At 60.5% G+C, this 25,543-nt stretch carries 25 protein-coding genes and 1 riboswitch; of the genes, 14 read left to right on the forward strand and 11 right to left on the reverse strand.

Annotation, left to right across the window (positions count from 1 at the left end; translation table 11 throughout):
• Nucleotides 1–51 precede the first annotated feature (51 nt).
• The 5 genes from TRM7557_RS04215 to leuC all read right to left on the reverse strand — a co-directional run bounded on the left by TRM7557_RS04215 (nt 52) and on the right by leuC (nt 5,284).
• The gene (locus tag TRM7557_RS04215; protein ID WP_058288976.1) at nt 52–1,077 is read right to left on the reverse strand and encodes an endonuclease/exonuclease/phosphatase family protein; all 1,026 of its coding nucleotides are present in this window, start codon (nt 1,075–1,077) and stop codon (nt 52–54) included.
• Nucleotides 1,074–1,892, reverse strand: coding sequence for a hypothetical protein (locus TRM7557_RS04220; protein WP_235811390.1), 819 nt, complete (start codon nt 1,890–1,892; stop codon nt 1,074–1,076). The genes TRM7557_RS04215 and TRM7557_RS04220 overlap by 4 nt, the downstream gene beginning before the upstream one ends.
• A 428-nt stretch (nt 1,893–2,320) precedes the next feature.
• Nucleotides 2,321–2,926: a 3-isopropylmalate dehydratase small subunit gene (gene leuD / locus TRM7557_RS04225; protein WP_058288978.1), complete on the reverse strand. Its 606-nt coding sequence runs from the start codon at nt 2,924–2,926 to the stop codon at nt 2,321–2,323.
• 149 nt (nt 2,927–3,075) lie between these two features.
• Entirely contained in the window at nt 3,076–3,726 is a 651-nt protein-coding gene (locus TRM7557_RS04230) for a class I SAM-dependent methyltransferase (protein ID WP_058288979.1), read from the reverse strand.
• 148 nt (nt 3,727–3,874) lie between these two features.
• On the reverse strand, nt 3,875–5,284 hold the full coding sequence (gene leuC / locus TRM7557_RS04235; RefSeq protein ID WP_058288980.1) for a 3-isopropylmalate dehydratase large subunit: 1,410 nt from the start codon (nt 5,282–5,284) through the stop codon (nt 3,875–3,877).
• A 457-nt stretch (nt 5,285–5,741) separates the two neighbouring features.
• Here leuC and rsfS point away from each other — a divergent pair, with 457 nt between their 5' ends.
• The 3 genes from rsfS to TRM7557_RS04250 all read left to right on the forward strand — a co-directional run bounded on the left by rsfS (nt 5,742) and on the right by TRM7557_RS04250 (nt 7,033).
• Nucleotides 5,742–6,104 carry a ribosome silencing factor gene (rsfS, locus tag TRM7557_RS04240; RefSeq protein ID WP_058288981.1) on the forward strand — a complete coding sequence of 121 codons (363 nt, stop codon included), beginning with the start codon at nt 5,742–5,744 and terminating at the stop codon, nt 6,102–6,104.
• Nucleotides 6,105–6,196: 92 nt separating this feature from the next.
• Complete coding sequence (gene rlmH / locus TRM7557_RS04245) at nt 6,197–6,667, forward strand: 23S rRNA (pseudouridine(1915)-N(3))-methyltransferase RlmH (protein WP_058288982.1); 471 nt, start codon at nt 6,197–6,199, stop codon at nt 6,665–6,667.
• Between the two features lie 174 nt (nt 6,668–6,841).
• Nucleotides 6,842–7,033 carry a hypothetical protein gene (locus tag TRM7557_RS04250; protein WP_058288983.1) on the forward strand — a complete coding sequence of 64 codons (192 nt, stop codon included), beginning with the start codon at nt 6,842–6,844 and terminating at the stop codon, nt 7,031–7,033.
• 23 nt (nt 7,034–7,056) lie between these two features.
• Here the strand turns inward: TRM7557_RS04250 and TRM7557_RS04255 are convergent, their stop codons facing one another.
• Nucleotides 7,057–7,425: a hypothetical protein gene (locus tag TRM7557_RS04255; RefSeq protein ID WP_058288984.1), complete on the reverse strand. Its 369-nt coding sequence runs from the start codon at nt 7,423–7,425 to the stop codon at nt 7,057–7,059.
• A gap of 35 nt (nt 7,426–7,460) precedes the next feature.
• Nucleotides 7,461–8,279, reverse strand: coding sequence for a DUF599 domain-containing protein (locus tag TRM7557_RS04260; RefSeq protein ID WP_235811391.1), 819 nt, complete (start codon nt 8,277–8,279; stop codon nt 7,461–7,463).
• A 122-nt stretch (nt 8,280–8,401) separates the two neighbouring features.
• On the opposite strand from TRM7557_RS04260, the gene TRM7557_RS04265 reads away from it, so the two are divergent.
• From TRM7557_RS04265 to TRM7557_RS04295, 7 genes are all read left to right on the forward strand, one after another.
• Complete coding sequence (locus tag TRM7557_RS04265; protein ID WP_058288985.1) at nt 8,402–9,838, forward strand: FAD-linked oxidase C-terminal domain-containing protein; 1,437 nt, start codon at nt 8,402–8,404, stop codon at nt 9,836–9,838.
• Nucleotides 9,839–9,905: 67 nt separating this feature from the next.
• Nucleotides 9,906–10,991: an FAD-binding protein gene (locus TRM7557_RS04270; protein ID WP_058288986.1), complete on the forward strand. Its 1,086-nt coding sequence runs from the start codon at nt 9,906–9,908 to the stop codon at nt 10,989–10,991.
• A 3-nt stretch (nt 10,992–10,994) separates the two neighbouring features.
• On the forward strand, nt 10,995–12,326 hold the full coding sequence (gene glcF, locus TRM7557_RS04275; RefSeq protein ID WP_058288987.1) for a glycolate oxidase subunit GlcF: 1,332 nt from the start codon (nt 10,995–10,997) through the stop codon (nt 12,324–12,326).
• 120 nt (nt 12,327–12,446) lie between these two features.
• Nucleotides 12,447–13,286 (forward strand): trypsin-like serine peptidase, encoded by an 840-nt coding sequence (locus TRM7557_RS04280; protein WP_082626514.1) that lies wholly within the window; start codon nt 12,447–12,449, stop codon nt 13,284–13,286.
• A 28-nt stretch (nt 13,287–13,314) separates the two neighbouring features.
• A complete protein-coding gene (locus TRM7557_RS04285) occupies nt 13,315–14,145 on the forward strand; it encodes a trypsin-like serine peptidase (protein ID WP_074942080.1) in 831 nt (276 codons plus the stop codon).
• A 149-nt stretch (nt 14,146–14,294) separates the two neighbouring features.
• Entirely contained in the window at nt 14,295–14,759 is a 465-nt protein-coding gene (locus TRM7557_RS04290; protein WP_058288990.1) for an Hsp20 family protein, read from the forward strand.
• A gap of 117 nt (nt 14,760–14,876) precedes the next feature.
• On the forward strand, nt 14,877–15,539 hold the full coding sequence (locus TRM7557_RS04295; protein ID WP_165592409.1) for a TetR/AcrR family transcriptional regulator: 663 nt from the start codon (nt 14,877–14,879) through the stop codon (nt 15,537–15,539).
• On the opposite strand, the gene TRM7557_RS04300 is transcribed toward TRM7557_RS04295, so the two are convergent.
• The 3 genes from TRM7557_RS04300 to TRM7557_RS04310 all read right to left on the reverse strand — a co-directional run bounded on the left by TRM7557_RS04300 (nt 15,536) and on the right by TRM7557_RS04310 (nt 20,535).
• Entirely contained in the window at nt 15,536–16,444 is a 909-nt protein-coding gene (locus tag TRM7557_RS04300; RefSeq protein ID WP_235811392.1) for a DMT family transporter, read from the reverse strand. The genes TRM7557_RS04295 and TRM7557_RS04300 overlap by 4 nt on opposite strands.
• A gap of 71 nt (nt 16,445–16,515) precedes the next feature.
• Nucleotides 16,516–16,645: riboswitch (FMN riboswitch) on the reverse strand.
• A 117-nt stretch (nt 16,646–16,762) separates the two neighbouring features.
• Nucleotides 16,763–18,934: an esterase-like activity of phytase family protein gene (locus TRM7557_RS04305; protein ID WP_058288992.1), complete on the reverse strand. Its 2,172-nt coding sequence runs from the start codon at nt 18,932–18,934 to the stop codon at nt 16,763–16,765.
• Nucleotides 18,935–19,062: 128 nt separating this feature from the next.
• Nucleotides 19,063–20,535, reverse strand: a complete 1,473-nt coding sequence (locus TRM7557_RS04310; RefSeq protein ID WP_058288993.1) for an NAD-dependent succinate-semialdehyde dehydrogenase — start codon at nt 20,533–20,535, stop codon at nt 19,063–19,065.
• A 111-nt stretch (nt 20,536–20,646) separates the two neighbouring features.
• Here TRM7557_RS04310 and TRM7557_RS04315 point away from each other — a divergent pair, with 111 nt between their 5' ends.
• The 4 genes from TRM7557_RS04315 (at nt 20,647) to TRM7557_RS04330 (ending at nt 23,926) form a co-directional block, all read left to right on the forward strand.
• Nucleotides 20,647–21,456 carry an alpha/beta hydrolase gene (locus TRM7557_RS04315; protein WP_058288994.1) on the forward strand — a complete coding sequence of 270 codons (810 nt, stop codon included), beginning with the start codon at nt 20,647–20,649 and terminating at the stop codon, nt 21,454–21,456.
• Nucleotides 21,457–21,592: 136 nt separating this feature from the next.
• Nucleotides 21,593–22,801: an aminopeptidase P family protein gene (locus TRM7557_RS04320; RefSeq protein WP_058288995.1), complete on the forward strand. Its 1,209-nt coding sequence runs from the start codon at nt 21,593–21,595 to the stop codon at nt 22,799–22,801.
• A 130-nt stretch (nt 22,802–22,931) separates the two neighbouring features.
• Nucleotides 22,932–23,120: a hypothetical protein gene (locus TRM7557_RS04325; RefSeq protein ID WP_058288996.1), complete on the forward strand. Its 189-nt coding sequence runs from the start codon at nt 22,932–22,934 to the stop codon at nt 23,118–23,120.
• Nucleotides 23,121–23,287: 167 nt separating this feature from the next.
• Complete coding sequence (locus TRM7557_RS04330; RefSeq protein ID WP_058288997.1) at nt 23,288–23,926, forward strand: DUF1523 family protein; 639 nt, start codon at nt 23,288–23,290, stop codon at nt 23,924–23,926.
• Nucleotides 23,927–23,948: 22 nt separating this feature from the next.
• Here the strand turns inward: TRM7557_RS04330 and TRM7557_RS04335 are convergent, their stop codons facing one another.
• Nucleotides 23,949–25,526 (reverse strand): DUF5928 domain-containing protein, encoded by a 1,578-nt coding sequence (locus TRM7557_RS04335; protein ID WP_058288998.1) that lies wholly within the window; start codon nt 25,524–25,526, stop codon nt 23,949–23,951.
• Nucleotides 25,527–25,543: the final 17 nt, after the last annotated feature.

The raw sequence follows: 25,543 nt of genomic DNA on the forward strand, positions 1-25,543 counted from the left end.
TTGGATCCTATTTCCCCTTGTTTCTAAGGGGTGTGCGGTGGCAAAGGCCCCTTAGGGCAGAATGTCGACCCAGACCAGCCCATGGCGGCTGCCCGCGCTGCGCAGAATGCCACTGTCGATCACGGTCATTTGGGAGGCGGGCAGCACGTAGTCGACTCGCATGTCACCTGCATGTTCCCATGTCACCGTGTGATCGTTCCCGGCGCCATCCCGCGGCTGCGGGTCTTGCAGTTTGGGGTGTGCAAGAAGATCACGGATCGCCGCGTGGCGCCCGTCGCCCCGCACAGGGTCCAGATTGGCGCTGCCCGCAAGGACCAAGGGGCCTGTGACAGCGCTGGTGATGGTCCCGTCCAGAACATGGCGCCACAGGCGGATCTCATCGGCATTGCGGCGGCCATTGCGGTCCTCCGGGCCATCAAAGACCGGCGGTGCGGCGTGAAACCCAAGAAGCCACAGGTCACGCCCGTCAGGTAGTGTGATCGGCACCGCCCAAAGGCCCACAGAGGATAGCCGCCAGACCTCCCAGGCCCTGGCTGAGGGGAAGGGGCTGCCATCCGGGTGGCGCGGCATCTGGTGGTCCGGCAGGTTGCGCCACAGCAGGTCCGAGAAGGTTTCACTGCGGGTTTCATCGATTGGCAGGCGGGACAGCAACAGCATGCCGCCCTGGCCGGAAAACCGACCCCAGCCGTAGCTGTCGCCGGGGCCATTGGTCTGCCCGTCGCCGTCCAGATCCACGCCGCTTGGAAACCCTGCATTGGGCTGTCGGGCAAATCCCCGCATGCCGGGAAGCCCCGCGTCGCTGAGCCGCCTGCTCAGGGCCTCAGCGACGCGGGGGGACATGTCCCAGTCGATGCCCTGCAAGAGGACAATATCGGGCTGGGCTTCGACCAAAGTGGCAATCACAGCCTCAATTTGAGGGTTGGGTTTTTGCTGCTCCAGATCCCGAACCAGAATGCCGGGCCCCTTGCGGGACAGCTCTGTGTGGAAGGTGGCAATGCGCAAGGGCTCTGCCCAGGCGGCCACGGTGCTAAGAAAAATCAGAAACGCGCCAAGCAGAGATGCGGCGCGGCATCTCATGCGGTTTGCAGCTCGTCGTCCAGCGCAAAGCTGCGCCGTTGCACCGCGATCAGCTCTGCCACCCGCAGACGGGCCATGCCGCGCATGATCATCATGGCCGGGAACATGGCCCAGCCGGTGACGGCCCAGACAAACAGCTGCGCATTGGCAAACAACGCCGGGTCCATGCTGCCGCTGCCCAATTTGACCATGGCAGGCAGCAGGAACGGCGCAAGCACCCCGCCGGCGATATGCAGACGTGCATCCCGTTGCAGACGGGTCACCACATCCCCGCCGGTGGTGGGGTCAAACAGGGGCAGGTTGATCCAGACGTTGAAGGGACCATTGCGCTGCGGCCAGCGGCCTGTGCGAATGATCAAACCAAAGACCAGCACCGAGCTGAGCGAGGCTGTGTAAGCCATGGCAGTTGCCCGCCGGGCGAGCTCTACCGCGGGGTCAGACAGATCAGGCGGCAGGACCAGCTGAACCAGCCGAACCGGCGAGAACGCAATGTCGAGCCCCTGCGCCAGAAGATGACCAAGGCTGCTGGTCAATGCGGTCAACCCGGTGGGGGCGGCTTCGTGGCGGGTCAGAAGCGAAACAAGGAAGACACAAACCGCCAGCGCCGCAAACCGGCACCGGTTCATCGGACGTGCGTCGCGAAACTCCAGAAAGCTGGGTGAGGTGGAAAAATACTCAGCAAAAACAAAGCACCCCAGCAGAATTGCGGTCAGGGTCACCAGCTCGGGAGAATGCCCCTGAGTTGGCGGCAAGATCAAAGAGGGCAGTGCAATAAGCAAAGCCATCAATAGTCCGCGCATAGCTGCAGCTGTCATGCCAGAAAGCACTCTTGGTCCCTTTGCCGTATCAGCCCCGGTTCTGTGCCGGGATTTACTTCTGAATTGGCGTCCCGCTCCGATCTTTTTGATCGTTGTTTTACGCGGCGCGCCCTGCCTCATTTTTGCCCCAATGTTGCAAGCTTTGATGCTGGGCTCAAGCCGGACGGGACGGAATTCTGCGGATTGGTTCGAATTGATCGACAAACTGGTGCAGGCTTGCATCAGGAAAACAAATGGTTTTCCGGGATTTGCCTGATTTGAGGCACGAAGGCTGAACGCGGCCTGCGGCATTAACCATTATGGCCGGGATGCGGCGGCGCGCGGTTTTCGGTCCTGAAAACGCATAGCCCCAAAAGAAAAGGAGGCACCCAGATGGGTGCCTCCGTGCAGAGGGTTTGGGCGCGTGCCCAAAAAGGCCTCTGGGATCAGACCCAGGGGCGTGCCTGTGCGGCTTGGTCTTCAAAGGTCTTGATGCTGTCGGCTTTCTCCAGCGTCAGGCCAATGTCATCCAGGCCGTTGATCAGGCAGTGCTTTTTGAACGCATCAACGTTGAACTTGATGACTTCGCCTTCAGAGGTGGTGATCTCCTGCGCTTCGAGGTTCACGGTCATGCGGGCATTTTCGCCCTTTTCCGCGTCCTTCATCAGCACATCGACCTGCTCTTGCGGCAGAACCACCGGCAGCATGCCGTTCTTGAAGCAGTTGTTGAAGAAGATGTCGGCAAAAGAGGTCGAGACAATGACCTTGATGCCGAAATCATCCAGCGCCCAGGGGGCGTGCTCGCGCGAAGAACCACAGCCAAAGTTGTCGCCGGCGATCAGGATCTGTGCTTCGCGGTACTGCGGTTTGTTCAGCACGAAGTCAGGGATCTCGGTGCCGTCGCGGTTGTAGCGCATCTCGTCAAAGAGGTTCTTGCCAAAGCCGGTGCGGGCAATGGATTTCAGGAACACTTTGGGGATGATCATGTCGGTGTCGATGTTCACCAGCGGCATGGGTGCCGCGATACCTGTGAAAGTCTCGAACTTGTTCATTGTTCTATCCTTCTCTGGATATTCATGTGTTTTCCCACCTTCGCTTGGGGGGGGCATGTCATTTTTAGTCGGCAAGCTTTGGCATCAGCTGCGCGCACTCACAGTGGTTAGCAGGCGAACAGCGGTGTGGCGTTTAGGAGGCCGAGATGTCACGCACGTTGACTCAGTTTTGCCAGTGCGCGTTTCATACTGTTCCATCCTGTTTTCTTCCGCACAGCAGGGGTAGGGCTGCCAACTTTTTCAACCAAGAACACCTCGCGGTGGTCGCCTCGAATGCCAATGTCATGACGATGCGGGGTGACCATGGTGACCGCACAACTTGGTGCCCAAGCGAGGATAAGATCACTCAGATCCGCCCCGTAATGGAAAGTCACCAAGGCACCCTGATCCGAGATCGGGTTACCATGGTATTCCGGTTCAAAAAGATGCTGAACGCCGCTTTCTGTGTAGAGTGCGCGCCGCTCCGTTTTCGCTTTGTCGATGGCAACCGGGGTGGTAAAGATGATCTTCCCACCCGGCCGCAGCGTCCGTTCCATTTCTTCAAAGCAGGCCTTCGGGCTGTTGACGTGTTCCAGAACATCCAAATGAACATGAAGGTCGATGGTCTCATCTTCGAATGTCAGTTGCTCTAGGTTTTCACACCTATAGCCGTCATAGAACTGCCCTGCTTTGCGGTCTGGCCAGTATTGTGTGCCAACATAGTTCGCCGCCTCGCGCCTCATCACGGATGAGATGGAGCGATCGGCAGGCGAACATTCGTGCAACACCTTTGAGCGCCAGTCCGGAACGAAGGTGTTCAAGCACCAAGCAAAGGCACGTTCTCGCGGGATGCTGTGACATTGTTCGCACAGAAAATCATCGCGAAGCCAGTGTGTGTAGCTAGTGAACGCAGTACGCTCACCACACACTGGGCATGTGCCATAGGATTGGTGCAACACCGGACGCATTTTACATCAGCTCGCGAACGTCGGTCAGCTTGCCGGTGACGGCAGCGGCGGCGGCCATGGCGGGGGACACGAGGTGCGTGCGACCCTTGTAGCCCTGACGACCTTCAAAGTTCCGGTTGGAGGTTGCCGCGCAACGCTCGCCTTCGGACAGCTGGTCAGGGTTCATCGCCAGACACATGGAACAACCCGCCATGCGCCATTCAAAACCGGCCTCCTGGAAGATCTCGGCCAGGCCTTCTTCTTCGGCCTGTGCGCGCACCAGGCCAGAGCCCGGAACAACCATGGCACGCATGCCATCTTTGATCTTCTTGCCTTTCAGGATCTCGGCGGCGGCGCGCAGGTCTTCGATGCGACCATTGGTGCAAGAGCCGATAAAGACGGTGTCGATCTCGATGTCGGTCAGCTTCTGACCGGCTTCCAGACCCATGTATTCGATCGAACGGCGGGCCGCTTCGATTTTGCCGCCTTCGAAATCTTCGGGGTTCGGCACTACGCCGGTGATCGGCAGAACGTCCTCGGGCGAGGTGCCCCAGGTCACGACGGGCTGGATGTCTTCACCCTTCAGGGTGACAACCTTGTCGAAATGCGCGCCTTCGTCGGTGTAGAGGGTTTTCCACCAGTTCATCGCGGCTTCCCACTGCGCGCCTTTGGGGGCGTGCGGGCGGCCATTGACGTATTTGAAGGTGGTCTCATCGGGGGCGATCAGGCCAGCACGTGCGCCGCCTTCGATGGCCATGTTGCAGACGGTCATACGACCTTCCATGGACAGATCACGGATCGCCTCACCACAGTATTCGATCACATAGCCAGTGCCACCGCCGGTGCCGGTTTCGCCGATCACAGCAAGGGTGATGTCCTTGGCAGTCACGCCCGGCTTCAGCTTGCCGGTGATCTCCACCTTCATGTTCTTGGACTTCTTCTGGATCAGGGTCTGGGTCGCCAGAACATGTTCCACTTCAGAGGTACCAATGCCATGCGCCAGCGCGCCGAACGCCCCGTGGGTCGCGGTGTGGCTGTCGCCACAAACAACGGTCATGCCGGGCAGCGTCCAGCCCTGCTCGGGGCCGACGATGTGCACAATGCCCTGACGCACGTCAGAGACGGGGTAGTAGTGCACGCCAAATTCCTTGGCGTTTTTGTCCAGCGCTTCGACCTGAATGCGGCTTTCGGCGGTCATGGTCGCCGGGTCCGCGCGGTCCAGCGTGGTGGGGACGTTGTGGTCCGGAACCGCAATGGTTTTTTCCGGGGCGTGCACCTTGCGGCCGGCCATGCGCAGGCCTTCGAACGCCTGTGCGCTGGTCACTTCGTGGACCAGGTGGCGGTCGATGTACAGCAGGCAGGTGCCGTCCTCGGCCTCATGCGCCACATGCGCATCCCAGATTTTATCATAGAGTGTCTTCGGGGCGGTCATTTCGCTCTCCCGTGGATGATCAGAAAAATAGGAATATCGGGCGTGCATCTGGGCACGCCAAAGGTTGCAGCGACCTTACAGTCGCGCAAGCACCGAGCACGTGGCCCCGTGGAACCGTGCGGGCAACCAAGCCCGGTCAGCGATCTCAAAGATACGTTCCATGTCGGCCCCTTTATCGCAGTGCGCCGAGTCTCGCAAGGGATCAGGCGGGATATGCCCCTTGTTTAAAGGCGCAAGCGGCGTTAAAGGGCGTCGGTCCCGCTGCTGCTGTTCCTTTGGAGGCAGCCCATGTGTCAAAGCCTTGTGCCAAAGGGTGTCTTCATTGAAATGAGACATTGGCGTTGTTATCATTGAGGGGACCCCAGCGCCGGGGGACGGTCGGCGCCTAACAAAGGAGGACAATGTCCTGTCAGCTCAACCTCATGCGGCTTCTGCCGCGCAAGCCGGGGCAGCCGTGATGGCCGCAACCGCGCACTCCCAGGTCACCAGCGAAGCGCTGCTGGCCCGCATTCTTTCCTCTCTCGATGAAGACAAAGCTGAAGATGTCACGCAGATCGACCTGCGTGGGAAGACATCTATTGGCGACTATATGGTTGTGGCCTCTGGCCGTTCGACCCGCCAAGTTGCAGCTATGGCTGAGAAACTGATGGAAAAGCTGAAGACCGAATTCGGTGTGTACAGCAAAGTCGAAGGCAAAGAGTCCGGCGACTGGGTTCTGATCGATACCGGTGACGTCATCGTGCATCTGTTCCGCCCGGAAGTGCGCGAATTCTATCAGATCGAAAAGATGTGGCAGCCCGCAGGCACCAGCACCAGCTGATCGCTGCTGTGTGACCCTGCCCAATCCGGGCAGGGCGGGATGACAAAAAGTTCCATGGGACACCGGGCCCGCGTCCGGTGATGACAAGACATATGCGCCTGCATATCTGCGCGGTCGGCCGTCTTCGGTCTGGACCCGAAAAGACCCTCATCGACGATTATCTGCAACGATTCGACCGCACCGGTCGGGCGCTTGGCCTTGGGCCTGCGCGTATCGTCGAAGTAGAGGACAAGAAAAACGCAGGCATGGGGGCCGAAGCGCAGCTGCTGCGCAAGGCGCTGCCCAAGGGCGCGGTGATCTGCACTCTGGATGAACGTGGCCGGGTTCTGTCCTCGCCTGATTTTGCCAATAAGATCGCAGGTTGGCGCGATGGTGGCCGATCGGATCTGGCGTTTATTATCGGGGGCGCGGATGGCATTGATCCGTCTCTGCGCGCCGAGGCTGATTTCTCCATTTCCTTTGGGCAAATGGTCTGGCCGCATATGATGGTGCGCCTGATGCTGTCTGAACAGATCTACCGGGCCGCGACGATCCTGTCCGGGTCGCCTTACCATCGGGTCTGATTTTCCAAATTTCCTTTTTGTAAATATTTGAGGCGAAAGTGGTCGGAAATCCGCCCAATTCGCGCCGAACTCCTGTGCTTTATTTGGCAGTGTGAAATTGTCTGCTATTCAAAATCACAAATAAGTGCCGCCAGAAAGGCGTGCCGTGACTTGAGGCGAAGAAGGAGCAAACGGGTGGAATTGACCAAGCAAGAGCTGTCCGACGGGCGTAAGCGTCTGTTTCAAATGATCATGAGCCGGGCACGAGATGCCCATGCCGCGCGTCGCGAGGCGGGGTATCTGGCGCGGGTCTCTGCCAAGCACCCCCCCGCGGCAGGGATTTCATTTCTGGATCTCGGTCAGGACAGTTTCAAGTTCGCAAATTGATCTGACCTTAAGGTCTGCGGCATTTAAGGCAGGGCGACCGTTTTGGTGCGGCCTGCCCAGCCGTCTTTATTGTCGCGGGCCTCAATTTGAATTTCCCGAAGCCCTTCGGGAATCGTCACCCCGCTCAAAGAGCGCGTGAAAGGCTGCTCTTCCACATGCGGATGATGCAGCACCCGCAGGCCCAGCTCTTCTCCGCTCGGGCTCAGCACGCGCCAGCCGTCGGCATAGTGATCCCAGCCCGTATCCGGGTGGGACAGCGTGACAGAAACCGTCCAGCTGCCGCCAACCTGCCGCAGTTGCACGTCCTCGATCACCGGCGGGTCGGCCAAGGCCGGGCTTGCAAAAGCGCAGAGGATAAGGGCAGCGGTCAGCAGGGGGCGAAATTGTGTCATGGGCGCACCCTAGGCCAAGTTGTCGGTCAGTGGGGTCACGATTTCGTGTCGGCCTGCGAGGCCGCGCGGGCGTCAGGCTGTGATGCAGGCTGTGACACGGGCTGTGATACGGGCCGCGATACGGGCGCAAACCGGGCGGTGCTTTCCAGTAGAATCGCGCGGGATTGGGATACAAACTCGCGCCGGAACAGGACCGCCGTGGTCACCAGCGTGGCCGCAATCAGGGCAAGAGGCCCGGCCAGCCACGCCAGCGCAGCCAGTGCAAAATAGGTCGACCGCAGCCCGCGATTAAAGCTTCGCGCAGCGGTGATATTGATTTCTGCTGCCTGCCGCGCGCGGGGATAGGCATCTGGGTCGGAGGCCTCGTTCGGGACAGCCGCCATCAAGACCGAGCAATAGCCAAACAGCCGATGGGACCAGACAAAAACCAAAAACGCATTGGTCAGAAACGCCAAAGAGGCGAGGATTTTGATCTCGAACACAAACACGGGCGTGCTGGCGAGTGTGAGGTCTTGGGCCACACCTGCCAGCTGTTCGGTATTGCCCACCAGCGCAAGACCACCGCCCAGGGCGATCATGGCCGCCGATGCAAAGAAGGCTGCCGCCTGTCGCAGCGATGCAATCACCTGAGAATCAAAGATCCGTGGACTGCGTGCCACCATCTGCGCCATCCACTCGCGGCGGAAATCGGCCATCAGGTTCGACACCGACGGCTGGTCCGGGCGCGGGTTTTCGATCCGCCAGCCAATCCAGAACCAGGCCAGGGCCAACAGGCCCAAGGCAATGAAATCCAAGGTGGAAAACAGCGTCAGCCGTTCGGTCCAGGTGAGCATCCAGGGCGTCGTCCAAGTCATGAGCGCACCCTACCGGAGGGAAGGGGGCTTGTCAGGGATCTAAAATTGGTAATATTATTTTACCAAATGCGGAGCCCTTGGTGAAAAAGGGTGCCGTCAGCCCGGAACGAAGGAACACTTACATGGAAATGCCTTCCCCCAGCGAAATGGTCTTGGCCGATAAGCCAAAGCTGATCGAGGCGCTCTTGCAGGTGCTGCCCGAAGATGCAGTGATTTCGGATCTGGCCGAGACGCGCGCCTATGAATGTGATGCGCTGACCGCCTACCGCTGCCCGCCGATGCTGGCGGTGCTGCCGCGCACAACCCAAGAGGTGTCGGATGTTCTGCGGATCTGTCACGAGGCTGGCGTGCCGGTGGTGCCGCGCGGGGCGGGGACCTCGCTGGCCGGTGGGGCGCTGCCGACCGCCGACTGCGTGTTATTGGGCGTTGCCCGCATGACCGAGGTGCTGGAAACCGACTATGACAATCGCGTGATCCGGGTGCAGACCGGGCGCACCAACCTGTCGGTGTCCGGCGCGGTGGAGGACGAGGATTTCTTCTATGCGCCAGATCCTTCCTCGCAGCTCGCCTGCGCCATTGCGGGCAATATCGCGATGAATTCGGGCGGGGCGCATTGCCTGAAATATGGCGTCACCACCAATAACCTGATGGGCGTCACCATGGTGATGATGGATGGCACCGTGGTCGAAATTGGCGGGGCGCATCTGGATGCGGGTGGTCTGGACCTGCTGGGGGTGATCTGCGGCAGCGAAGGTCAGCTAGGGGTGGTGACCGAAGCCACTCTGCGGATCCTGCGCAAACCCGAAGGCGCGCGCCCGGTGCTGATCGCCTTTGACAGCAATGAGGTCGCAGGCGCCTGTGTCAGCGACATTATCAAAGCGGGCGTTTTGCCGGTGGCAATCGAATTCATGGATCGCCCCTGCATTGAGGCCTGCGAGGCCTTTGCTAAGGCCGGATACCCGATGTGCGAGGCCCTGTTGATTGTGGAGGTCGAAGGATCGGATGCGGAAATCGACCATCAGCTTGCGTTGATTGGCGACATCGCCCGTCGCCACAATCCGCTGGAACTGCGCGAAGCTCGCGACGCGGATCAGGCCGCGCGGATCTGGCTGGGCCGGAAATCGGCCTTTGGCGCTATGGGGCAGATCAACGATTACATGTGTCTTGATGGCACGATCCCGGTGTCGACCCTGCCCGAGGTGCTGCGCGGGATCGAAGATCTGAGCGAGAAATTTGGCCTGAAAGTCGCCAATGTGTTTCACGCAGGCGACGGCAATATGCATCCGCTGATCCTGTTTGATGCCAATAAACCGGGTGATCTGGAGCTGTGTGAGGAGATGGGCGCGGAGATCCTGAAGCTTTGTGTTGAGGTCGGCGGATGCCTGACGGGCGAACATGGGGTTGGTGTCGAAAAACGCGATCTGATGATCCATCAATATGGGCCCGACGACCTTGAGGCGCAGTTGAAGGTCAAGGATGTCTTTGACCCGAAATGGCTGTTGAACGCGGCAAAGGTCTTTCCGCTGCCGGTCACTGAAAATCGCCGCACAGCTGGATGAAAGCGGGACGGGGGCTTTGCCCCCACGGCCTTTGGCCGTTCCCCCAGGATATTTGGGAAAAGATGAAATGCTAACACCTAAGACCGAGGCCGAACTGGCGGAGATGATCGCGGCTGCGGCCGGTGCGATTGCCATTGCTGGGGGCGGGACACGGGGCGTGGCCTGCGAGGGCGCGCCGTTGACGACCCGGGGATTGACTGGCGTGAGCCTGTATGAGCCCGGCGCGCTGACGCTGGTGGCGGGGGCAGGCACCCCTTTGGCCGAGGTCGAGGCGCTGCTTGCAGGTGAAAACCAACGCCTTGCGTTCGAGCCCGCCGATCTGCGGGCCTTGTTGGGGACTGAGTGTATGCCGACGCTGGGTGGGGTTTTTGCCACCAATGGGTCTGGCCCCCGGCGGATCCAATGTGGCGCGGCGCGGGATTTCCTGTTGGGGGTGCGCTTTGTCGATGGCACTGGCACGGTGGTTTCAAACGGTGGGCGGGTGATGAAGAACGTCACCGGCTATGATCTGGTGAAGCTGATGGCCGGCGCCCATGGCACGCTTGGGGTTTTGAGCGAGGTGAGCCTCAAGGTGTTGCCCCGTGCGGAGACCACGACAACTGTGGCGCTGTCCTGCGGTGATCTTGCGGTGGCGGTGCGGGCCATGTCTGCCGCGCTGGGGGCGCCTTATGATGTGACGGGCGCGGCCTATGACCCGCAGGCGGGCGCGGCTTATGTTCGGCTTGAAGGGTTTGAGGGCTCTGTGGCGTATCGCGCGGACAAGCTTGCGGCGCTGTTGGCGGTGCACGGCGATGTGGACATCCGCCCGGACAGTGCAGAGCTTTGGCAGGGTCTTCGCGATGTTGCCCCTTTGGTGGGGGCGGAGGGCGACCTGTGGCGGATCTCGGTCAAACCCGGGGATGCGGTGCAGCTGGTTCCGGCGCTGGGCGCGGCGCAATGCCTGTTTGACTGGGGTGGCGGCCTGGTCTGGGCGGTGGTTCCGAAGGGCACAGATCTGCGCGCTCGCATGGCGGTTCCCGGTCACGCCACGCTGATGCGCGGGAGTGGTTTTGCGCGGTTCCATCCCGAGCCTGCGCCTTTGGCGGCCATTTCGGCCGGGCTGCGGGCCAAGTTTGACCCGCGCCAGATCCTCAATCCCGGACTGATGGGGTAAGACATGCAGACCAACTTTACCGACGCCCAGCTGCGCGATGCGGGCACGAGCCGCGCCAATGAAATTCTGCGATCCTGTGTGCACTGTGGGTTTTGCACGGCGACCTGCCCGACCTATCAGGTGCTGGGGGATGAGCTCGACAGCCCCCGTGGTCGTATCTATCTGATCAAGGACATGCTGGAAAACGAACGTGTTCCGGATGCAAAGACCGTTAAACACATTGACCGCTGCCTGTCGTGTCTGTCCTGCATGTCGACCTGCCCCTCGGGGGTGCATTACATGCATCTGGTCGACCACGCGCGCGCCTATATTGAAAAACACTACACGCGCCCCTGGCACGACCGCGCCCTGCGCTGGATCCTGTCGCAGATCCTGCCCTATCCCACGCGGTTCCGGCTGGCGCTGTTGGGGGCCAAGATCGCGCGCCCGTTCCGGGGGCTGATCCCCGATGCGCGCCTGCGGGCGATGCTGGATATGGCACCGCGCCATATCCCGCCTGTCAGCCGCAATGACGACCCGCAAAGCTTTGCGCCCGAGATCCCGCGCAAGAAACGCGTGGCGCTGATGACGGGCTGTGCGCAAAAGGCGCTGAACACCGACATCAATGATGCCACCATCCGCCTGCTGCGGCGTCTGGGCTGCGAAGTTGTGGTGGCCGAAGGCGCAGGCTGCTGCGGCGCGCTGACCCATCATATGGGCCGCGAGGACGACAGCCACACAGCCGCCGCTGCCAATATCCACGCTTGGATGGCCGAAGTGCGCGGCGCGGGGCTGGATGCGATTGTCATCAACACCTCGGGCTGTGGCACCACGGTCAAGGACTACGGACATATGTTCCGCAATGACCCGCTGGCCGCAGACGCGGCGAAGGTGTCGGACCTTGCCATGGATATCTCGGAACTCTTGATGCAGCTGGACCTGCCGGAAGGCGGGGCTGCGGATCTGACCGTGGCCTATCACGCCGCCTGTTCCCTGCAGCACGGCCAGCAGGTGAAAACCCACCCCAAGACGTTGCTGAAACGGGCCGGTTTCAAAATCGTGGAACCTGCTGACAGCCATCTGTGCTGTGGCTCTGCCGGGACGTACAACCTGCTCCAGCCCGAGATTTCGGGGCAGTTGAAGGCGCGCAAGGTCAAAACCCTTGAGGCAAAATCCCCCGATCTTATCGCCGCCGGGAATATCGGCTGCATGATGCAGATCGGATCAGGTACGACGACGCCCGTCGTGCATACCGTCGAGCTGCTGGACTGGGCGACCGGTGGCCCCAAACCGCCTGCGCTGGCCAACCCGACTAAGCGTAGCCCCGCCACCCCGGCGGTTCCGATCTTGCGCTAGGCCGTGCGGCGCGGCATTGAGGAAAGGTCGGGCTGCGGTCTTTGGCTTTTCCTTTGCCGCATTTTCGCCCGATCCCGCAGGTATTCATGCGGGTGGGATCGGGTTATCGGGGGCCGTATGATGCGACGGGTATTTGAAGCTGCACTGGCAGCAATGGCGCTGTGCGCGCCACTGATCCTGCCTGCGGTCACATGGGCAGAGCCGCGCGACAGCAGCGGCCTGCGGCGTCTTGATACGATCGAGGCCGGGCGCGGCTGGGAGGCCGTCGGGCGTCTGGATCGCTGGGGCGAAGGGTTTTGCACCGGGGCGCTGATTGCGCCGGATCTGGTCCTGACCGCTGCGCATTGCCTGTTTGACCGCAATACCCACGCCAAGATTGATCCCACTTCGGTCGAATTTCTGGCCGGTTGGCGCAATGGTCGGGCCTCGGCCTATCGGACGGTGAAACGCGCCATTGTGCATCCCGACTATGTCTTTGATGGCGAACTGTCCGCCGCCCGCGTGCGCAATGATCTGGCGCTGTTGCAACTGGACCGCCCCATCCGCAATACAACAGTTCTGCCGTTTGAAACCGACCGCCGCCCCAACAAAGGGGCCGAGGTCGGCGTGGTGTCCTATGCCCATGACCGTGACAATGCCCCGTCCCTGCAAGAGGTCTGCGGGGTCATGTCGCGCCAAAGCGGGGTTTTGGTGCTGTCCTGCGATGTGGACTATGGATCGTCCGGCGCGCCGGTGTTCTCCTTCGAACATGATATGCCGCGGATTGTCTCGGTGGTGTCGGCCAAGGCCCGTGTGAACGGCGAGGAGGTCTCGCTTGGTGTGTCTCTGGACAAAGAGCTGGCGCTGCTGCGCGCGCAAGTCGAAGACGCGGCTGGCGTACGCTCCATGCCCACAGGTGTAGGTCGCGTACAGGTCGGTGGTCCGCGCAACAACACAGGGGCCAAGTTCATTCGCAATTGACCCTGCCAACTTTATTAAGGGATTGGTTTTGATTAATTTATTTCGATTTCTTGTACTGTTCGCCGTCCTGTGTGCAGGGTCGGTCTGGGCGCAATCTTCTGGTCTGCGGGCCCTGACGGATCGCGAGGATCTTTTGGGTTGGGAGGCCGTTGGTCGGTTGGAACTCAACAATCAGGGGTTTTGCACGGCAGTTCTGATATCCAATGATCTGGTGCTGACCGCAGCCCATTGCGTGGTTGAAAAATCAGGATCGCTACGCCCCGCAGACCAGATCCGGTTCCGTGCTGGGTTGACGGAACATGGCACATTGATCGACCGGGGCGTGTCACAGATCGTGGCGCACGAAGGGTATGATCGAAACGACAGCGATAGACTGCGGCGCGTGCGCAATGATGTGGCGCTGCTGCGCCTCGACCAAATAGTGACCAGCACCGAAGCGGACGCTTTTGCGGCCCATGATGGCCGACGCTATGACAGCGACATCTTTGTCGCCTCTTTCGCGCGCGGCCGGGAAGAACGCCTGTCTGTTCAACGCCATTGTCGCCTTGTTGCAGAACAAGAGGGCGTGTTGGCGGTGGACTGCGATCTGACCTTTGGCGCATCTGGCGCGCCTGTCTTTTCGTGGACGGGAAACCGGGGGCAGGTGCTTGGCGTGGTCTCTGCCGGTTCCACGCTCAACGGCAAAAAGATCGGTCTGGTGTCAAAGCTGGCAGATCGCTTGCCCGAACTGAAGGCGCAGCTGCGCCGTGCACCTGTTGTGCGCCCAAAGGGCGAGGTCAAGCGCATTCGGGTTGGCAATGGCGGCGGTGCTTTTGGCACGAATTCGGGCGGTGCAAAATTTCTGCGTGTCGGGGATTGAAGCAGGGGTTGAACCCGCGAAAAGCGTTCATATCTCAGTGTCATCGGGTCGCCGCCAAGCGGGGCCCGGGTTTCACTGCCCGTCCCGTCAGAGGTCACAAGGACCGAGGGAGGGCCACAATTTGAATCGCTCCTGAGAGAGGATGACCCATGCGTAATTTTGATTTCGCACCGCTGCACCGTGCCACCATTGGTTTTGATCAGATCGCTGACCTGATGGACCGCGCCCTGAGCGCCGACGTGCAGACCCAAAGCTACCCGCCCTACAATATCGAAAAGACCGACGCCGATAGCTACCGGATCTCCATTGCCGTTGCAGGCTTTGCCGAAGAAGATCTGAGCGTCGAGGTCAAGGAAAACGCGCTGGTTGTGGCCGCGCGCAAGGGCGACGCCCATACCGACAAAACCTATCTCCACCGCGGCATTGCCACCCGCGCCTTCGAGCGTCGCTTTACGCTCGCCGATCACGTGCGAGTCGTTGGCGCCAGCCATGAAAACGGCATGCTGCATATCGATCTCGCCCGCGAGGTGCCCGAAGCCCTGAAGCCGCGGCGAATCGAAATTTCCTCGGCGCGGCCGAAAGCGGCTGAAATCGAAGGGTCGACCGTCAACTGACCTGAGTTAAACGGAAATTTTACGGCACCCTCTGCCTTTGGCAGGGGGTGTATTGCATCTTTGCGTTGTATTCACCGTTCGGTAGGGAGTTTCAGCGATAGTCTCAAAGTCATGCAGATGACGCGTCTTAATAAGTACCCCGCGACCGGGGCCTTCCCAATCGGGAGGGATGAGGCAGGAGACAGCGCCGAAATGGATCCGAAGTTCGACACCCGAGAGCGGCTGATCGCCGCCGCCACCCGTCTGTTTGCCGCGCAAGGCTATGGCGGGGCGAGTATCTCGAAAATCGCCAGTGAATTGCACCTGACGAAACAGGCCCTGTTGCACCATTTTGGCAGCAAAGAGCGGGTCTATTCCGCCGCTGTCACCAAACAGGTGGCTGAAATCAAAACCCTTCTCGCTGTGGCCAGCCAAGAGGCCCAGACGCCCGAAGACCAGCTGGACGCCTTTTTCCTGGCGCTCTGTGGATTCGGATTGGAAGATCCCGATCGCTTGATGCTGGTCGTGCGCGAGGTGTTTGATCAGGTGCTGCCGGTTCAGGTCAGCGGCCTCAAGGATCTGCTGGAACAGCTCAATGCGCTGGTGCTGGCCACCGACCGTTGGCAAGGCGGCAGCCCCTCTGACGCGATGGTGGTTGTGTGCCAATTGCTGGGCGCGGTGCAGTGTTTTCTCTCCACCGAGGTGGCGCAGGGCGCTGTGTTCGGAGCCGAAGCCTACGAGACCGCACGCGATGTGCACTACGGTCTCGTGCCTGCCACAGTCAGCGCCCTGATCCGTTAAGCAGCGGCCTTGCCGGCCCGCGCCAACCGGGTTTCCTGCCGCAGCAGGAAGGCGCTTGCGGCGAGGATTATACCGGTGCCCAGCCACAGGTTGCCATCCGGGTAGAACCCGAACACCAGCGCGCCAAGGCCGATGTTGAACACCAGTTTCAGGTGGTCAAACGGCTGCAGGAACGCCGCATCCGCCAGCGCATAGCCGCGCACCAGAATGTGCTGGGCAAAGGCGGTGGCAAGGCCTGCAAAGACCACCAGCCAGATCGCGGATGTGGGCAGCGCAAAGCCCGTGCCAAGCGCAATCGCCGCGTTCGCCGGGCTCAGTAGCACCAGCAGATACAGGGTGATGGTTTCCGGGCTGTCCTTATGGGTCAGGCTCTTGGTCACCACCGAACTTGCCGCCCACAGCGCCGCCGCACCCACAGGCAACAGCGCCGCCAGTTGGAACCGGTCTGACCAGGGCGCCAGAATGATGCAGCCGCCAATGATGCCAAAGATTACCGCAATCCAGCGCGCAGGCGACACCGTTTCGCGCAGGAACAGCCCCGCACCCAGCGTCACAAAGAAGGGCGACAGCAGGATCAGCGCAATCGCCTGCCAGATCGGAACCGCGGCCAGCCCCAGCGTCCACAGCTGCACGCCGCCCACGGCAAAGCCCACGCGCACCAGATGCGCCACCATTTGCCCCGTGTGCCAGGCGCCCGTGCCTTGGCGAAAGATCCACGGCAGATAAAACGCCAGTGCGATCAGGTATTGCCAGAACGTCACCGAAGGGCCTGCCGCCCCATGGAGCATCGTTGCCCCCTGAAGTGCGGTGTTCACCAGCGCAAAACACGCCCCCGCCAGCACCATGCACCCCGCAGCCTGCACCGCCGGAGAAAAAAGAGAGTTTGAAATTTGAAGTCGAGCCATCTGCGTTTGTCCTTTCTTTCGCACGCATGTGACTCAAGGCAGACGACCAGCACGCGCCAAGGCACGGGCTGACCCATTCTCTTCCATCCGGACTTTAACCGTCGGCCCCGGAATTGCGCCGGGTCTGCTGTCACCTGCACCGCAGGCCGCTCGTGGGCTGTGACCACCGGTAGGGAATTGCACCCTGCCCTGAGAATACACGCCCCGAAGGGCGCGCAGTCACGCTATGCGGGGGCGCAGGAAAAGAGAAGGGGCCCCGAAAGGCCCCCTCCAAAATGTGTATCAATTGTGCATCAATTTGGTGCATCAATTGGTGGATTACTCCAGCTCAAAGGACCAGAACATGGTCTCGCCCGAGCTGTCGTCCACACCATCATTGTCGGTGGAGACCCAAACGGTGCCGTCTTCCATGATCGCCAGACCTTCAACCTTGTCCAGCACATAGCCGCCGGTGGATTTCAGATCGGGGATCAGGTCGCGCACCAGCTCTTTGGAGACAACCGGCAGCTCGCCACCCAGCGGTGCAGGCTGCATGTCCGCCAGCGGGATGCGGTAGATCTTCTTGGTGACGGCACGGTGGTCGTGCTGGTTGTCGCGCTCGATCACATAGACATAGTCGCCATGAGCTGCGATTTCCGACATGCCAACCCAGCCGGTGTCCGGCTCGGCCTTGGGATAGTGAACCGCGCCCCACTCTTTGGTTTCCAGGTTGTAGGAGACCAGTTTGATGTGGTGCTTGGGGTCGTCTTTCCACTCGCGCTGAATGACGATCCACAGGGTGTCACCGATGCGGGTGATCCCTTCAGAGGCGTGGCGCTTTTCAACGGCCAGCAGCTCGTCCGGGAAAGCGATCTCGTCTTTCTTGAAGCGGATCAGACCGTCGGGCTGCACATGGTAGATCGCATGCGGCAGCACACGGCCGGTGCGACCCTCAGACACGACATAGAAGCCACCTTCGCCGTCCAGCGTGATGCCTTCGAGGTCCAGTTTCTGCGCCGCGTCGCCATTGTCACGGTGCAGGCGGATCACATCAACAATGCGCGCCGGTGTCTGGCTGGGATCGATTTTGAAGATAGAGGGCTGGAAGCCGTAGAAGCTGTCGTTGACCGCATAGATCATGCCGTCGCTGTCGGCGACCATGCCAGAGATTGCACCCCAGCCGATCAGCTCATCCGCGCCAGCGGAGGTCAGATGCGGGTAAACCGGCGCGCCGTCCTGCAGTTCGTACAGGTTGACGTGGGCGCGTGCGCCGCCATCTTCGATCAGGTCTTTTTCGTTCGCAGAGACCAAGAGGCCACGCTCAGGAATGGTGACATAGCCTTCCGGGCCAACACCCGACGGCAGCAGCTGCTTTAGCACCGGCGCGGCAGGGTTGGTGACGTCATAAACACCCACAACAGAGGCGCGCTCTGCGCCCACGAACACATAAGGTGTGCCGTCAAATTCGGCAAAGGTCACGCTCTCGGGCTCAACGCCTTTGGAGTCGGACCGCTTGTCCGGGTAGTGGCCGATCTGGATGATCGCGTGTTCAAACTCAACACCGCTTTCGTACACAACAGAGCCATCTTTGTTGAAGATGGTCCAGCCGCGCGAACCGCCCTCGTAGTCGCCTTCGTTGGCGGTGGCAAAGTGGCTGTCGTCGATCCAGGTGACCGCATCGGGCTCGCGCTTGCGGCCCAGCTGGCTTTCGGTGAAGACCAGCTGCGCGCGCTCGTCGGTGGCGTCGATATTGTGCAGATCAACCGCGCCGGCCGAGAAGTGGTTCACGATGGAACCATCCTTGGCGACCACAACCATGTGGTTGTTTTCCTGAAGGGTGATCACAGTTTCGCCCAGACCGTTGATCGAAACATACTCGGGCTCTGGGTCGGTGGGGGCGATCTCGGCCAGACCGGTCAGATCCACCATTTTCAACGAGGCACAGTCAAGGCCCGCGTCGGTGGTGTTGATCATCACCAGATTGCCCGCAGGCAGCTGGGGGATCACGCCGTCGTTCAGATCTTCGTCACGTTCGTTTTCGATCGCGACCGAAATAAACGCGCCGTCCTTGGATTTGGCGATGCTGTCCGGCTGACCGCCAAGGTCACAGGACGCCAGTTCCTTGCCGGTGGCCACGTCGATGGCCTTCAGCATACCGGAAGGTGCGGTGTAGCTTTCCGAGGTGTTCACACCCACATAAGCGGTGGCGCCGATCACAGCGACCGAGGTCGGCTCGCCCGGCAGGGCAATATTACCCAGCGGCTTGGGGCTGGCAGGGTCCGTAATGTCCACACGACCCAGCGCCTCGAGCGGGCTGTCGGTGTAAACCAGCGTCATGCCATCGGCGGTGACGTCGATGATCTCGGGAGAGCTTTCGCGTTTGCGATCTTCGCCCTCGGCCATGTTCATAACGACTGGGAAGGAAGCAATTCGACTAAAGGATTTTTCTGCCAGCGCTGCACCAGAGGTCAGCGCAAGGGCAGATGTCAGGCACACAAGGCGCAGGGACATCGGGAACTCCTGTTGGTTAATTCCAATTGTCCCTGCGGCTTGCCGTTTCGATGTAACGTTTGCGTGACGTCTCTGTGGCGCTTTCGCTAAACCAGCGAAAAACAGTTAATAAGCGATAGCGCCATTCCTCAGACCGATAGGCAGACGTATTTCAGTTCAAGGAAGTCCTCCATGCCGTGGTGGCTGCCTTCGCGGCCCAGACCGGACTGCTTGACCCCACCAAAAGGCGCCAGCTCGGTCGAGATAATGCCGGTGTTTACCCCAACAATCCCGTATTCCAGCGCCTCGGCGACCTTATAGACGCGGCTCAGATCCTTGGCATAGAAGTAAGACGCCAGACCAAAGATCGTGTCATTGGCCATGGCGATGACTTCGTCTTCGTCTTCAAATTTGAACAGGGGCGCAAAGGGGCCAAAGGTCTCTTCCTGCGAGAACACCATGTCAGGCGTCGCGCCGGTGACGATGGTGGGCTCAAAGAAAGTGCCGCCCAGTTCCGACGGGTTGCCGCCCAGAATGATTTCCGCGCCTTTGGCGGTGGCGTCAGCAATATGCGCCTCGACCTTGGTGACAGCGCTTGCGTTGATCATCGGGCCAAAGATGGTGCCCTCTTCCAGACCGTCGCCGACCTTCATGCCCTCAATGCGCGCTTTCAGTTTGGCGGCAAAGGCGTCATAGACCCCGGCTTGCACATAGATCCGATTGGCGCAGACGCAGGTCTGACCATTGTTGCGGAACTTGCACATAATCGCGCCTTCCACGGCCTCGTCCAGATCGGCGTCGTCAAAGACGATGAAGGGCGCATTGCCCCCCAGTTCGAGCGAGACCTTTTTGACCTGCGCGGCCGACTGGCTCAGCAGGATGCGCCCCACGGCGGTGGACCCGGTAAAGGTCACTTTGCGCACATCGGGGTTTTCGCACATTTCTTTGCCGATCTCTGAGGCATCGGTTGACGGCACAACATTGAACACCCCCGCCGGGATGCCCGCGCGGTCGGCCAGCACCGCAAGTGCGGTGGCCGACAGCGGCGTCAGGTCTGCCGGGCGCGCCACAAACGAACAGCCCGCCGCCAGCGCCGGGGCGGCCTTGCGGGTGATCATCGCATTGGGGAAGTTCCAGGGCGTGATCGACCCCACCACGCCGATGGGCTGTTTCATCACCATGATCCGCTTGTCGCGGGCATGGCCGGGGATGGTTTCGCCATAGATGCGCTTGGCCTCTTCGGCAAAGAATTCCACGAACGACGCGCCATAGGCGATCTCGCCGCGTGCCTCGGCCAGCGGTTTGCCCATCTCGGCGGTCAGGATCACGGCGAGGTCTTCCTGATGGGCCATCATCAGATCAAACCACTTGCGCAGCACGGCGGCACGTTCCTTGCCGGTCCACTGGGCCCAATCCTTTTGGGCGGTCTTGGCGGCTGCAATGGCCTCGGCTACTTGGGCCCGGTTCAGGTCGGTCACTTCGGCAATCACATCGCCGCGGGCCGGGTTGGTCACGGCAAATGTCGCGTCCCCGGCGATAAACTGGCCGTTCACATAAGCGCGGGTCTCCAGCAGGGCCGGATCGCTCAGACGTGATTTCAAATCAGTGGGTTGGTCAAGCATGTCGTCCTCCGCGGGGCGTTGTCAAAAAGGTTAGGCATATGGAAATCACTTGCCTTGACGCTTGTCCAGTGACAGCAATGAGTCCAGATGCCACCTGCAAAGGGAGCAGACATGGAACTCGACGAGGCTTATGCCATTGTTCCACATATTCACGCGGCGGCGGAGTTTCCACCGCGCTGGGCGGCTTCGGCCGCAGACTTTCGAAACAGTCTTAAAAAACGGGCACATCTTGATGTGGCCTACGGTGATAGCGCCCGATCACGCTATGACCTGTTCCTGCCCGAAGGCGCGCCGCAGGGTCTGTTTGTGTTCATCCATGGTGGCTACTGGGGGGGCGCGTGGGAAGATTACGACAACAAACGCTGGTCGCATCTGGCCGTGGGGGCCCTGTCGCGGGGGCTGGCGGTGGCCATGCCGACCTATGATCTCTGCCCTGCTGTGTCAGTGGCTGAAATCACCAAACAAGTTGCCCGCGCTGTCACCCATGCCGCAGGGCAGGTGGCAGGCCCCATTGCGCTGTCCGGCCATTCAGCCGGGGGTCATCTGGCGGCGCGGATGTTGGATCCTCGGGTCTTGTCCGATCAGATCGGTCAGCGGATCGACACAGTCATCCCGATTTCGCCCATTGCCGATCTGCGCCCCTTGCTGCGCACCACCATGAACCAGAAACTGGGGCTTGATGCCGCCAGCGCCGCCGCCGAAAGCCCGGTGGATATGGAGCTCCGCCACCCGGCCAAGGTCACGGTCTGGGTCGGCGGCGCCGAACGGCCCGCGTTTCTGGATCAGGCGATCTGGCTGGTTGAGGCCTGGGACGCAGACCACGTGATCGCCCATGGCAAACACCACTTCAACGTCATTGATGCGCTGGCTGACCGCGAAAGCAGCATGGTGGCGCTGTTGCCGGGGGAACCTGTCACTTGAGGCTTGCCTCGGGCGAAAACCTGAGGAACCATAAAGCCCAAGAAGCGGGGCGATGGCGTCGCCCTCCTGCGCGCACGCAGGGTGCTTCGGTCCGTCCTGTACGCCGGGATCTTCTTTGATTGAAAGGAGGGTTTCGATGTCAGATCGCCCCCATATGTATCGTTTCCACAATGGCGAAAAGGCACCGCTGCAGTTCTCGGTCACCGAATACGAGAGCCGCATTGCCGGGCTGCGCCAGATCATGGCAGAGGCAGGCGTGCAGGCGGCTGTGCTGACCTCCATGCACAATATCTCTTATTATTCGGGCTTTACCTACTGCGCCTTTGGCCGCCCCTATGGGCTGGTGGTGACCGCATCCGAGGCCGTGACCATCTCCGCAGGCATTGACGCAGGCCAGCCGTGGCGGCGGTCATTTTGCGACAATATCACCTATACAGACTGGCAGGGCGACAACTTCTGGCGCGCGGTGGCGTCTGTTGCGGGGACGGGCGCGGTAATCGGATATGAAAGCGACCACCTCAGCCTGTTGCAGAAGGACAAGCTTGATCACTTCCTTGCCCCTGCGGATATGCAGGATCTCTACGAGCCCACGATGCGCCAGCGGATGCACAAGTCCGCCGCCGAAATCCAGCTTATCCGCGCGGGCGCTGCTGTGGCGGATGTGGGCGGCTATGCCATCCGCGACACCATCAAGGCAGGCCTGCGCGAGATCGACGTGGCCATGGCCGGGCGCGACGCGATGGAGGCCGAGATTGCGGCCCTTTTCCCCGATGCGGAATACCGCGACACCTGGGTCTGGTTTCAGTCGGGCATCAACACCGACGGCGCCCACAACCCGGTCACAGGTCGGGTGCTGGAACGCGGCGATATCCTGTCGCTCAATACCTTCCCAATGATCTCGGGCTATTACACCGCGCTGGAACGCACCTTGTTTGTCGAAGAGGTCGATGCAGACAGCCTTGCCATCTGGCAGGCCAATGTCGCCGCCCATGAACATGGGATGCGCCTCTTGAAACCTGGTGTGTCCTGCGCCGAGGTCACCGAAGGCATCAATGCCTTTCTCGCAGACCGCGACCTGCTGCAATATCGCACCTTTGGCTACGGTCATTCCTTTGGCGTCTTGTCCCATTATTACGGCCGCGAGGCGGGGCTGGAGCTGCGCGAAGACATCGACACGGTGCTCGAACCCGGCATGGTGATCTCGATGGAGCCGATGCTGACGATCCCCCACGGCCAGCCCGGCGCGGGCGGCTATAGGGAGCATGATATTCTGGTCATTGGTGCCGACGGCGCGGAAAATATCACCGGCTACCCCTATGGGCCGGACTTCAATGTCGTGGGTTAGCGCTATTGCCGCACCATAAGCGCCGATACCCCCTTGGCAAATGCCTCCGAACAAGAGAAATATCCTATGTTCAAGATGAAGAGGTCTGCACCCATTTTGCGGGCCCAACGGTAAAGCAGGAGACTTTGGGGTGACCTACGAAAAACGCGAAGCGGTTCTACTGGATGTGGCGCGGCTGGTCTGGAAACACGACATCACCATTGCTGATTTCTACGGCATGATGGGCGCGGATCTGGAAGAGGGCAAGCTGGAGAGCGATCAAGAAGTCTCCATGCTGGCAGGCATCCTGACCGGGTGGAAAAACCGTCCCGAAGCCTGATCCCATTTTGGGACAATTCTGCAAACCCGGCGGTTTTCGCCGGGTTTTGCGTGGGTTTGGACCCTTTTGAACGGGGACAGGGTTGACCGGTCGACCGGCAATCCCCATCCCTTCCCACAAGGATCACAATGGCCGCCAGTGCTGGCCGCAAAAGGAAGGCAATTGCCATGGGCTACATCAAATGGGTGTTCATCCTGTGTTTCTGGGCCATCATCGGCGCCACCTTGCATTACACGCTGCCGCAGTACGACGTGGTGCGCATCGTCAACACCTATGAGGAACGTCAGGAGCTGGGCGACTGGACCCGGATCTTCTGGTCGCGGCCCGATACCCAATCCGCAGGTCTGGAAAACCGCGACGTGCAGTTCATTCAGGCTGTGCGCCCCAATGGAAAGCCCATTGTCTATCGCAATGAAGACACCGGCTGGAGCTGGCCGCCCTATTTCAAGTTCGACACTGCCAATCTGTATACCGAAGCCAATGATGCGGTCTCAGACAAGGACGACCCGGAGTGGGTGCGGGTCAAACACTACGGCTGGCGCAATCAGACCCTGTCGATTTTCCCCAATGCTGTGGCAATCAGCCCGGCTGCAAGTGTGGATGACAAGCCGACCAATTGGACCAGCATTGTGATCCTCGTGGGCCTCGGCTTCCTGATCCTTGCGCTCTATATCCGCTGGCTGCGGTTCAAGGCGCGCCGGATCGACCCGATGGTCGAAGACATGGAAGACGGGCTTTATGCGATGGGGGATGCGGTCAGCGAACGCACCCAAGGGCTGCGCCGCCTGTTCCGCCGTTCGAAATAAGATCTAACCGGGATTGCCCGCGTCAGTCCGCAAACAGATGCGGCGTGCGGGCGATCTCCAGCGCTTTGTCGCGATCCACCTGCAGGAAGGCGCCGATTGCCTCGGCCCAGTCTTCTTCGGTTTGATCGGGAGAAATAGCCCAGTGGTTGTCCAGCCCCGCATCCAGCAGATCCACCGTTTCCCGTTCCAGATCATTGCGGATCGTCGGCATCAGCCGTTCGATCACCCCGGCCGAGGTGCGCTCTCCGATCAGCCCCACCCGCAGCGCGTGGCCCACCAGATAGTCATCGCTGAATTCGCAATCGATCCGCAAAAGCCGTGTCCGGCTGCGGTCGGCAATAAAGTCGCGCACCAGATCAATGGCCGACGGGTCCAGACAGATCACCATCCGGTTGCGGCCCCAGTGGTCAAACAGCATCCGCAACAGCGCCCGGCGATGGCGGGTGCGTTTCAGCAGCGTGCGTTCTGCCCCGCCCAGATCCGGCAGGGGGCAGTCTTCTTCGTGGAACAGGTAATCCACTGCGGGCAGGTCCATGCTGTTGCGGATCTGTTCCACCAGCCGCTTGGCCACATGCCATTTCTTGCAGGTGATCACCAACAGCTCGCGTTCGCGCCCCAGCGAGGCCTCGGTCTCCCAGAACCGCGGCGCAAACCGCTGCCCGATGCGCCCGCCTTGGGTCAGGAATTTATACAGCGTCCGGCCTTCGTTGGAGATTTCAAACGCCACCCCCTCGGACGCATAAAGCGCGCCCAGGCGTTCGCGTAGCTCCAGCGCATCAGGGCTGATCTTGCGGGCAAACAGAAAATCCTGATTGAGCAGCATCTCGTAGTGGTCATTGTACAGAACCACCGGCATCCCATAGTCGGAAAACATCAGAAACGTCAGCGTCCGGCAGTTGATCTCGGTCTCGGGGATCAGATGGCGCACCAGCGTTTGAAAGAAGGTCTCGTCCGGGATCCAGGTGGTGGCAAAGAACCGCACCACATCGCGGCGCTTGCGGATGAAGCGCAAGATGGCTTCAATCGTACGGCGGCGCAAGCACCACCATTGCGACCCGATCTGGACCTGAATATCGGCAGGAACCTCGCGGGTGAGGCCTAGTTTTTCCTGCCATTCCATGGATTTATAGAACAGCCACGACTGCGTGCGTTCATTGAAGACATGGCGGTAGATCAACCGCTCTTCCTTCATGCCGGTCTTGATCCAGTCGCTCTCGAAGTAATCAAAGCTTTCGACAAAATCCATGTCGTGCTCATCAAGATAGCGGTGGATGTATTCGGCGGTTTTGATCGCCATGCAGTCGCCGGACAGCATGTAGAAATGGCTGGCGCGCGGAAAGGCGTCAACGGCGGTTTCAATGGCATTGAGCGTGGCGCGCACAAGGGACCATTCGCCCCAGCCGCATTTGATGCGCTTCTTGGCAAAGGCGACATTGGGGTTGTCGGCCAGCGCGGTGCGAATGGCTTTGTAGTCGGCCGCTTTGGCGCGCGCGTCAAAGTGGATGGCGATGAAATCACCCGTGGCGGTCAGCTGATTGGCCTGTGCGATAATGGCGTCTGGGTCTTTGTGACACAGCAGGATGTAAGCGATTTTTGCCATTTAACAGTCCGAAGCCT

It is taken from the genome of Tritonibacter multivorans (assembly GCF_001458415.1).
Classification (GTDB): Bacteria; Pseudomonadota; Alphaproteobacteria; order Rhodobacterales; family Rhodobacteraceae; genus Epibacterium; species Epibacterium multivorans.

Excerpts from the sequence above, each read along its gene's own strand:
- TRM7557_RS04215 (WP_058288976.1), bottom strand. The coding sequence starts at position 1,077 with ATGAGATGCCGCGCCGCATCTCTGCTTGGCGCGTTTCTGATTTTTCTT.
- TRM7557_RS04220 (WP_235811390.1), bottom strand. The coding sequence starts at position 1,892 with ATGACAGCTGCAGCTATGCGCGGACTATTGATGGCTTTGCTTATTGCA.
- leuD (WP_058288978.1), bottom strand. The coding sequence starts at position 2,926 with ATGAACAAGTTCGAGACTTTCACAGGTATCGCGGCACCCATGCCGCTG.
- leuC (WP_058288980.1), bottom strand. The coding sequence starts at position 5,284 with ATGACCGCCCCGAAGACACTCTATGATAAAATCTGGGATGCGCATGTG.
- rsfS (WP_058288981.1), top strand. The coding sequence starts at position 5,742 with ATGGCCGCAACCGCGCACTCCCAGGTCACCAGCGAAGCGCTGCTGGCC.
- rlmH (WP_058288982.1), top strand. The coding sequence starts at position 6,197 with ATGCGCCTGCATATCTGCGCGGTCGGCCGTCTTCGGTCTGGACCCGAA.
- TRM7557_RS04255 (WP_058288984.1), bottom strand. The coding sequence starts at position 7,425 with ATGACACAATTTCGCCCCCTGCTGACCGCTGCCCTTATCCTCTGCGCT.
- TRM7557_RS04260 (WP_235811391.1), bottom strand. The coding sequence starts at position 8,279 with ATGACTTGGACGACGCCCTGGATGCTCACCTGGACCGAACGGCTGACG.
- TRM7557_RS04265 (WP_058288985.1), top strand. The coding sequence starts at position 8,402 with ATGGAAATGCCTTCCCCCAGCGAAATGGTCTTGGCCGATAAGCCAAAG.
- TRM7557_RS04270 (WP_058288986.1), top strand. The coding sequence starts at position 9,906 with ATGCTAACACCTAAGACCGAGGCCGAACTGGCGGAGATGATCGCGGCT.
- glcF (WP_058288987.1), top strand. The coding sequence starts at position 10,995 with ATGCAGACCAACTTTACCGACGCCCAGCTGCGCGATGCGGGCACGAGC.
- TRM7557_RS04280 (WP_082626514.1), top strand. The coding sequence starts at position 12,447 with ATGCGACGGGTATTTGAAGCTGCACTGGCAGCAATGGCGCTGTGCGCG.
- TRM7557_RS04290 (WP_058288990.1), top strand. The coding sequence starts at position 14,295 with ATGCGTAATTTTGATTTCGCACCGCTGCACCGTGCCACCATTGGTTTT.
- TRM7557_RS04295 (WP_165592409.1), top strand. The coding sequence starts at position 14,877 with ATGACGCGTCTTAATAAGTACCCCGCGACCGGGGCCTTCCCAATCGGG.
- TRM7557_RS04300 (WP_235811392.1), bottom strand. The coding sequence starts at position 16,444 with ATGGCTCGACTTCAAATTTCAAACTCTCTTTTTTCTCCGGCGGTGCAG.
- TRM7557_RS04305 (WP_058288992.1), bottom strand. The coding sequence starts at position 18,934 with ATGTCCCTGCGCCTTGTGTGCCTGACATCTGCCCTTGCGCTGACCTCT.
- TRM7557_RS04310 (WP_058288993.1), bottom strand. The coding sequence starts at position 20,535 with ATGCTTGACCAACCCACTGATTTGAAATCACGTCTGAGCGATCCGGCC.
- TRM7557_RS04315 (WP_058288994.1), top strand. The coding sequence starts at position 20,647 with ATGGAACTCGACGAGGCTTATGCCATTGTTCCACATATTCACGCGGCG.
- TRM7557_RS04320 (WP_058288995.1), top strand. The coding sequence starts at position 21,593 with ATGTCAGATCGCCCCCATATGTATCGTTTCCACAATGGCGAAAAGGCA.
- TRM7557_RS04330 (WP_058288997.1), top strand. The coding sequence starts at position 23,288 with ATGGGCTACATCAAATGGGTGTTCATCCTGTGTTTCTGGGCCATCATC.
- TRM7557_RS04335 (WP_058288998.1), bottom strand. The coding sequence starts at position 25,526 with ATGGCAAAAATCGCTTACATCCTGCTGTGTCACAAAGACCCAGACGCC.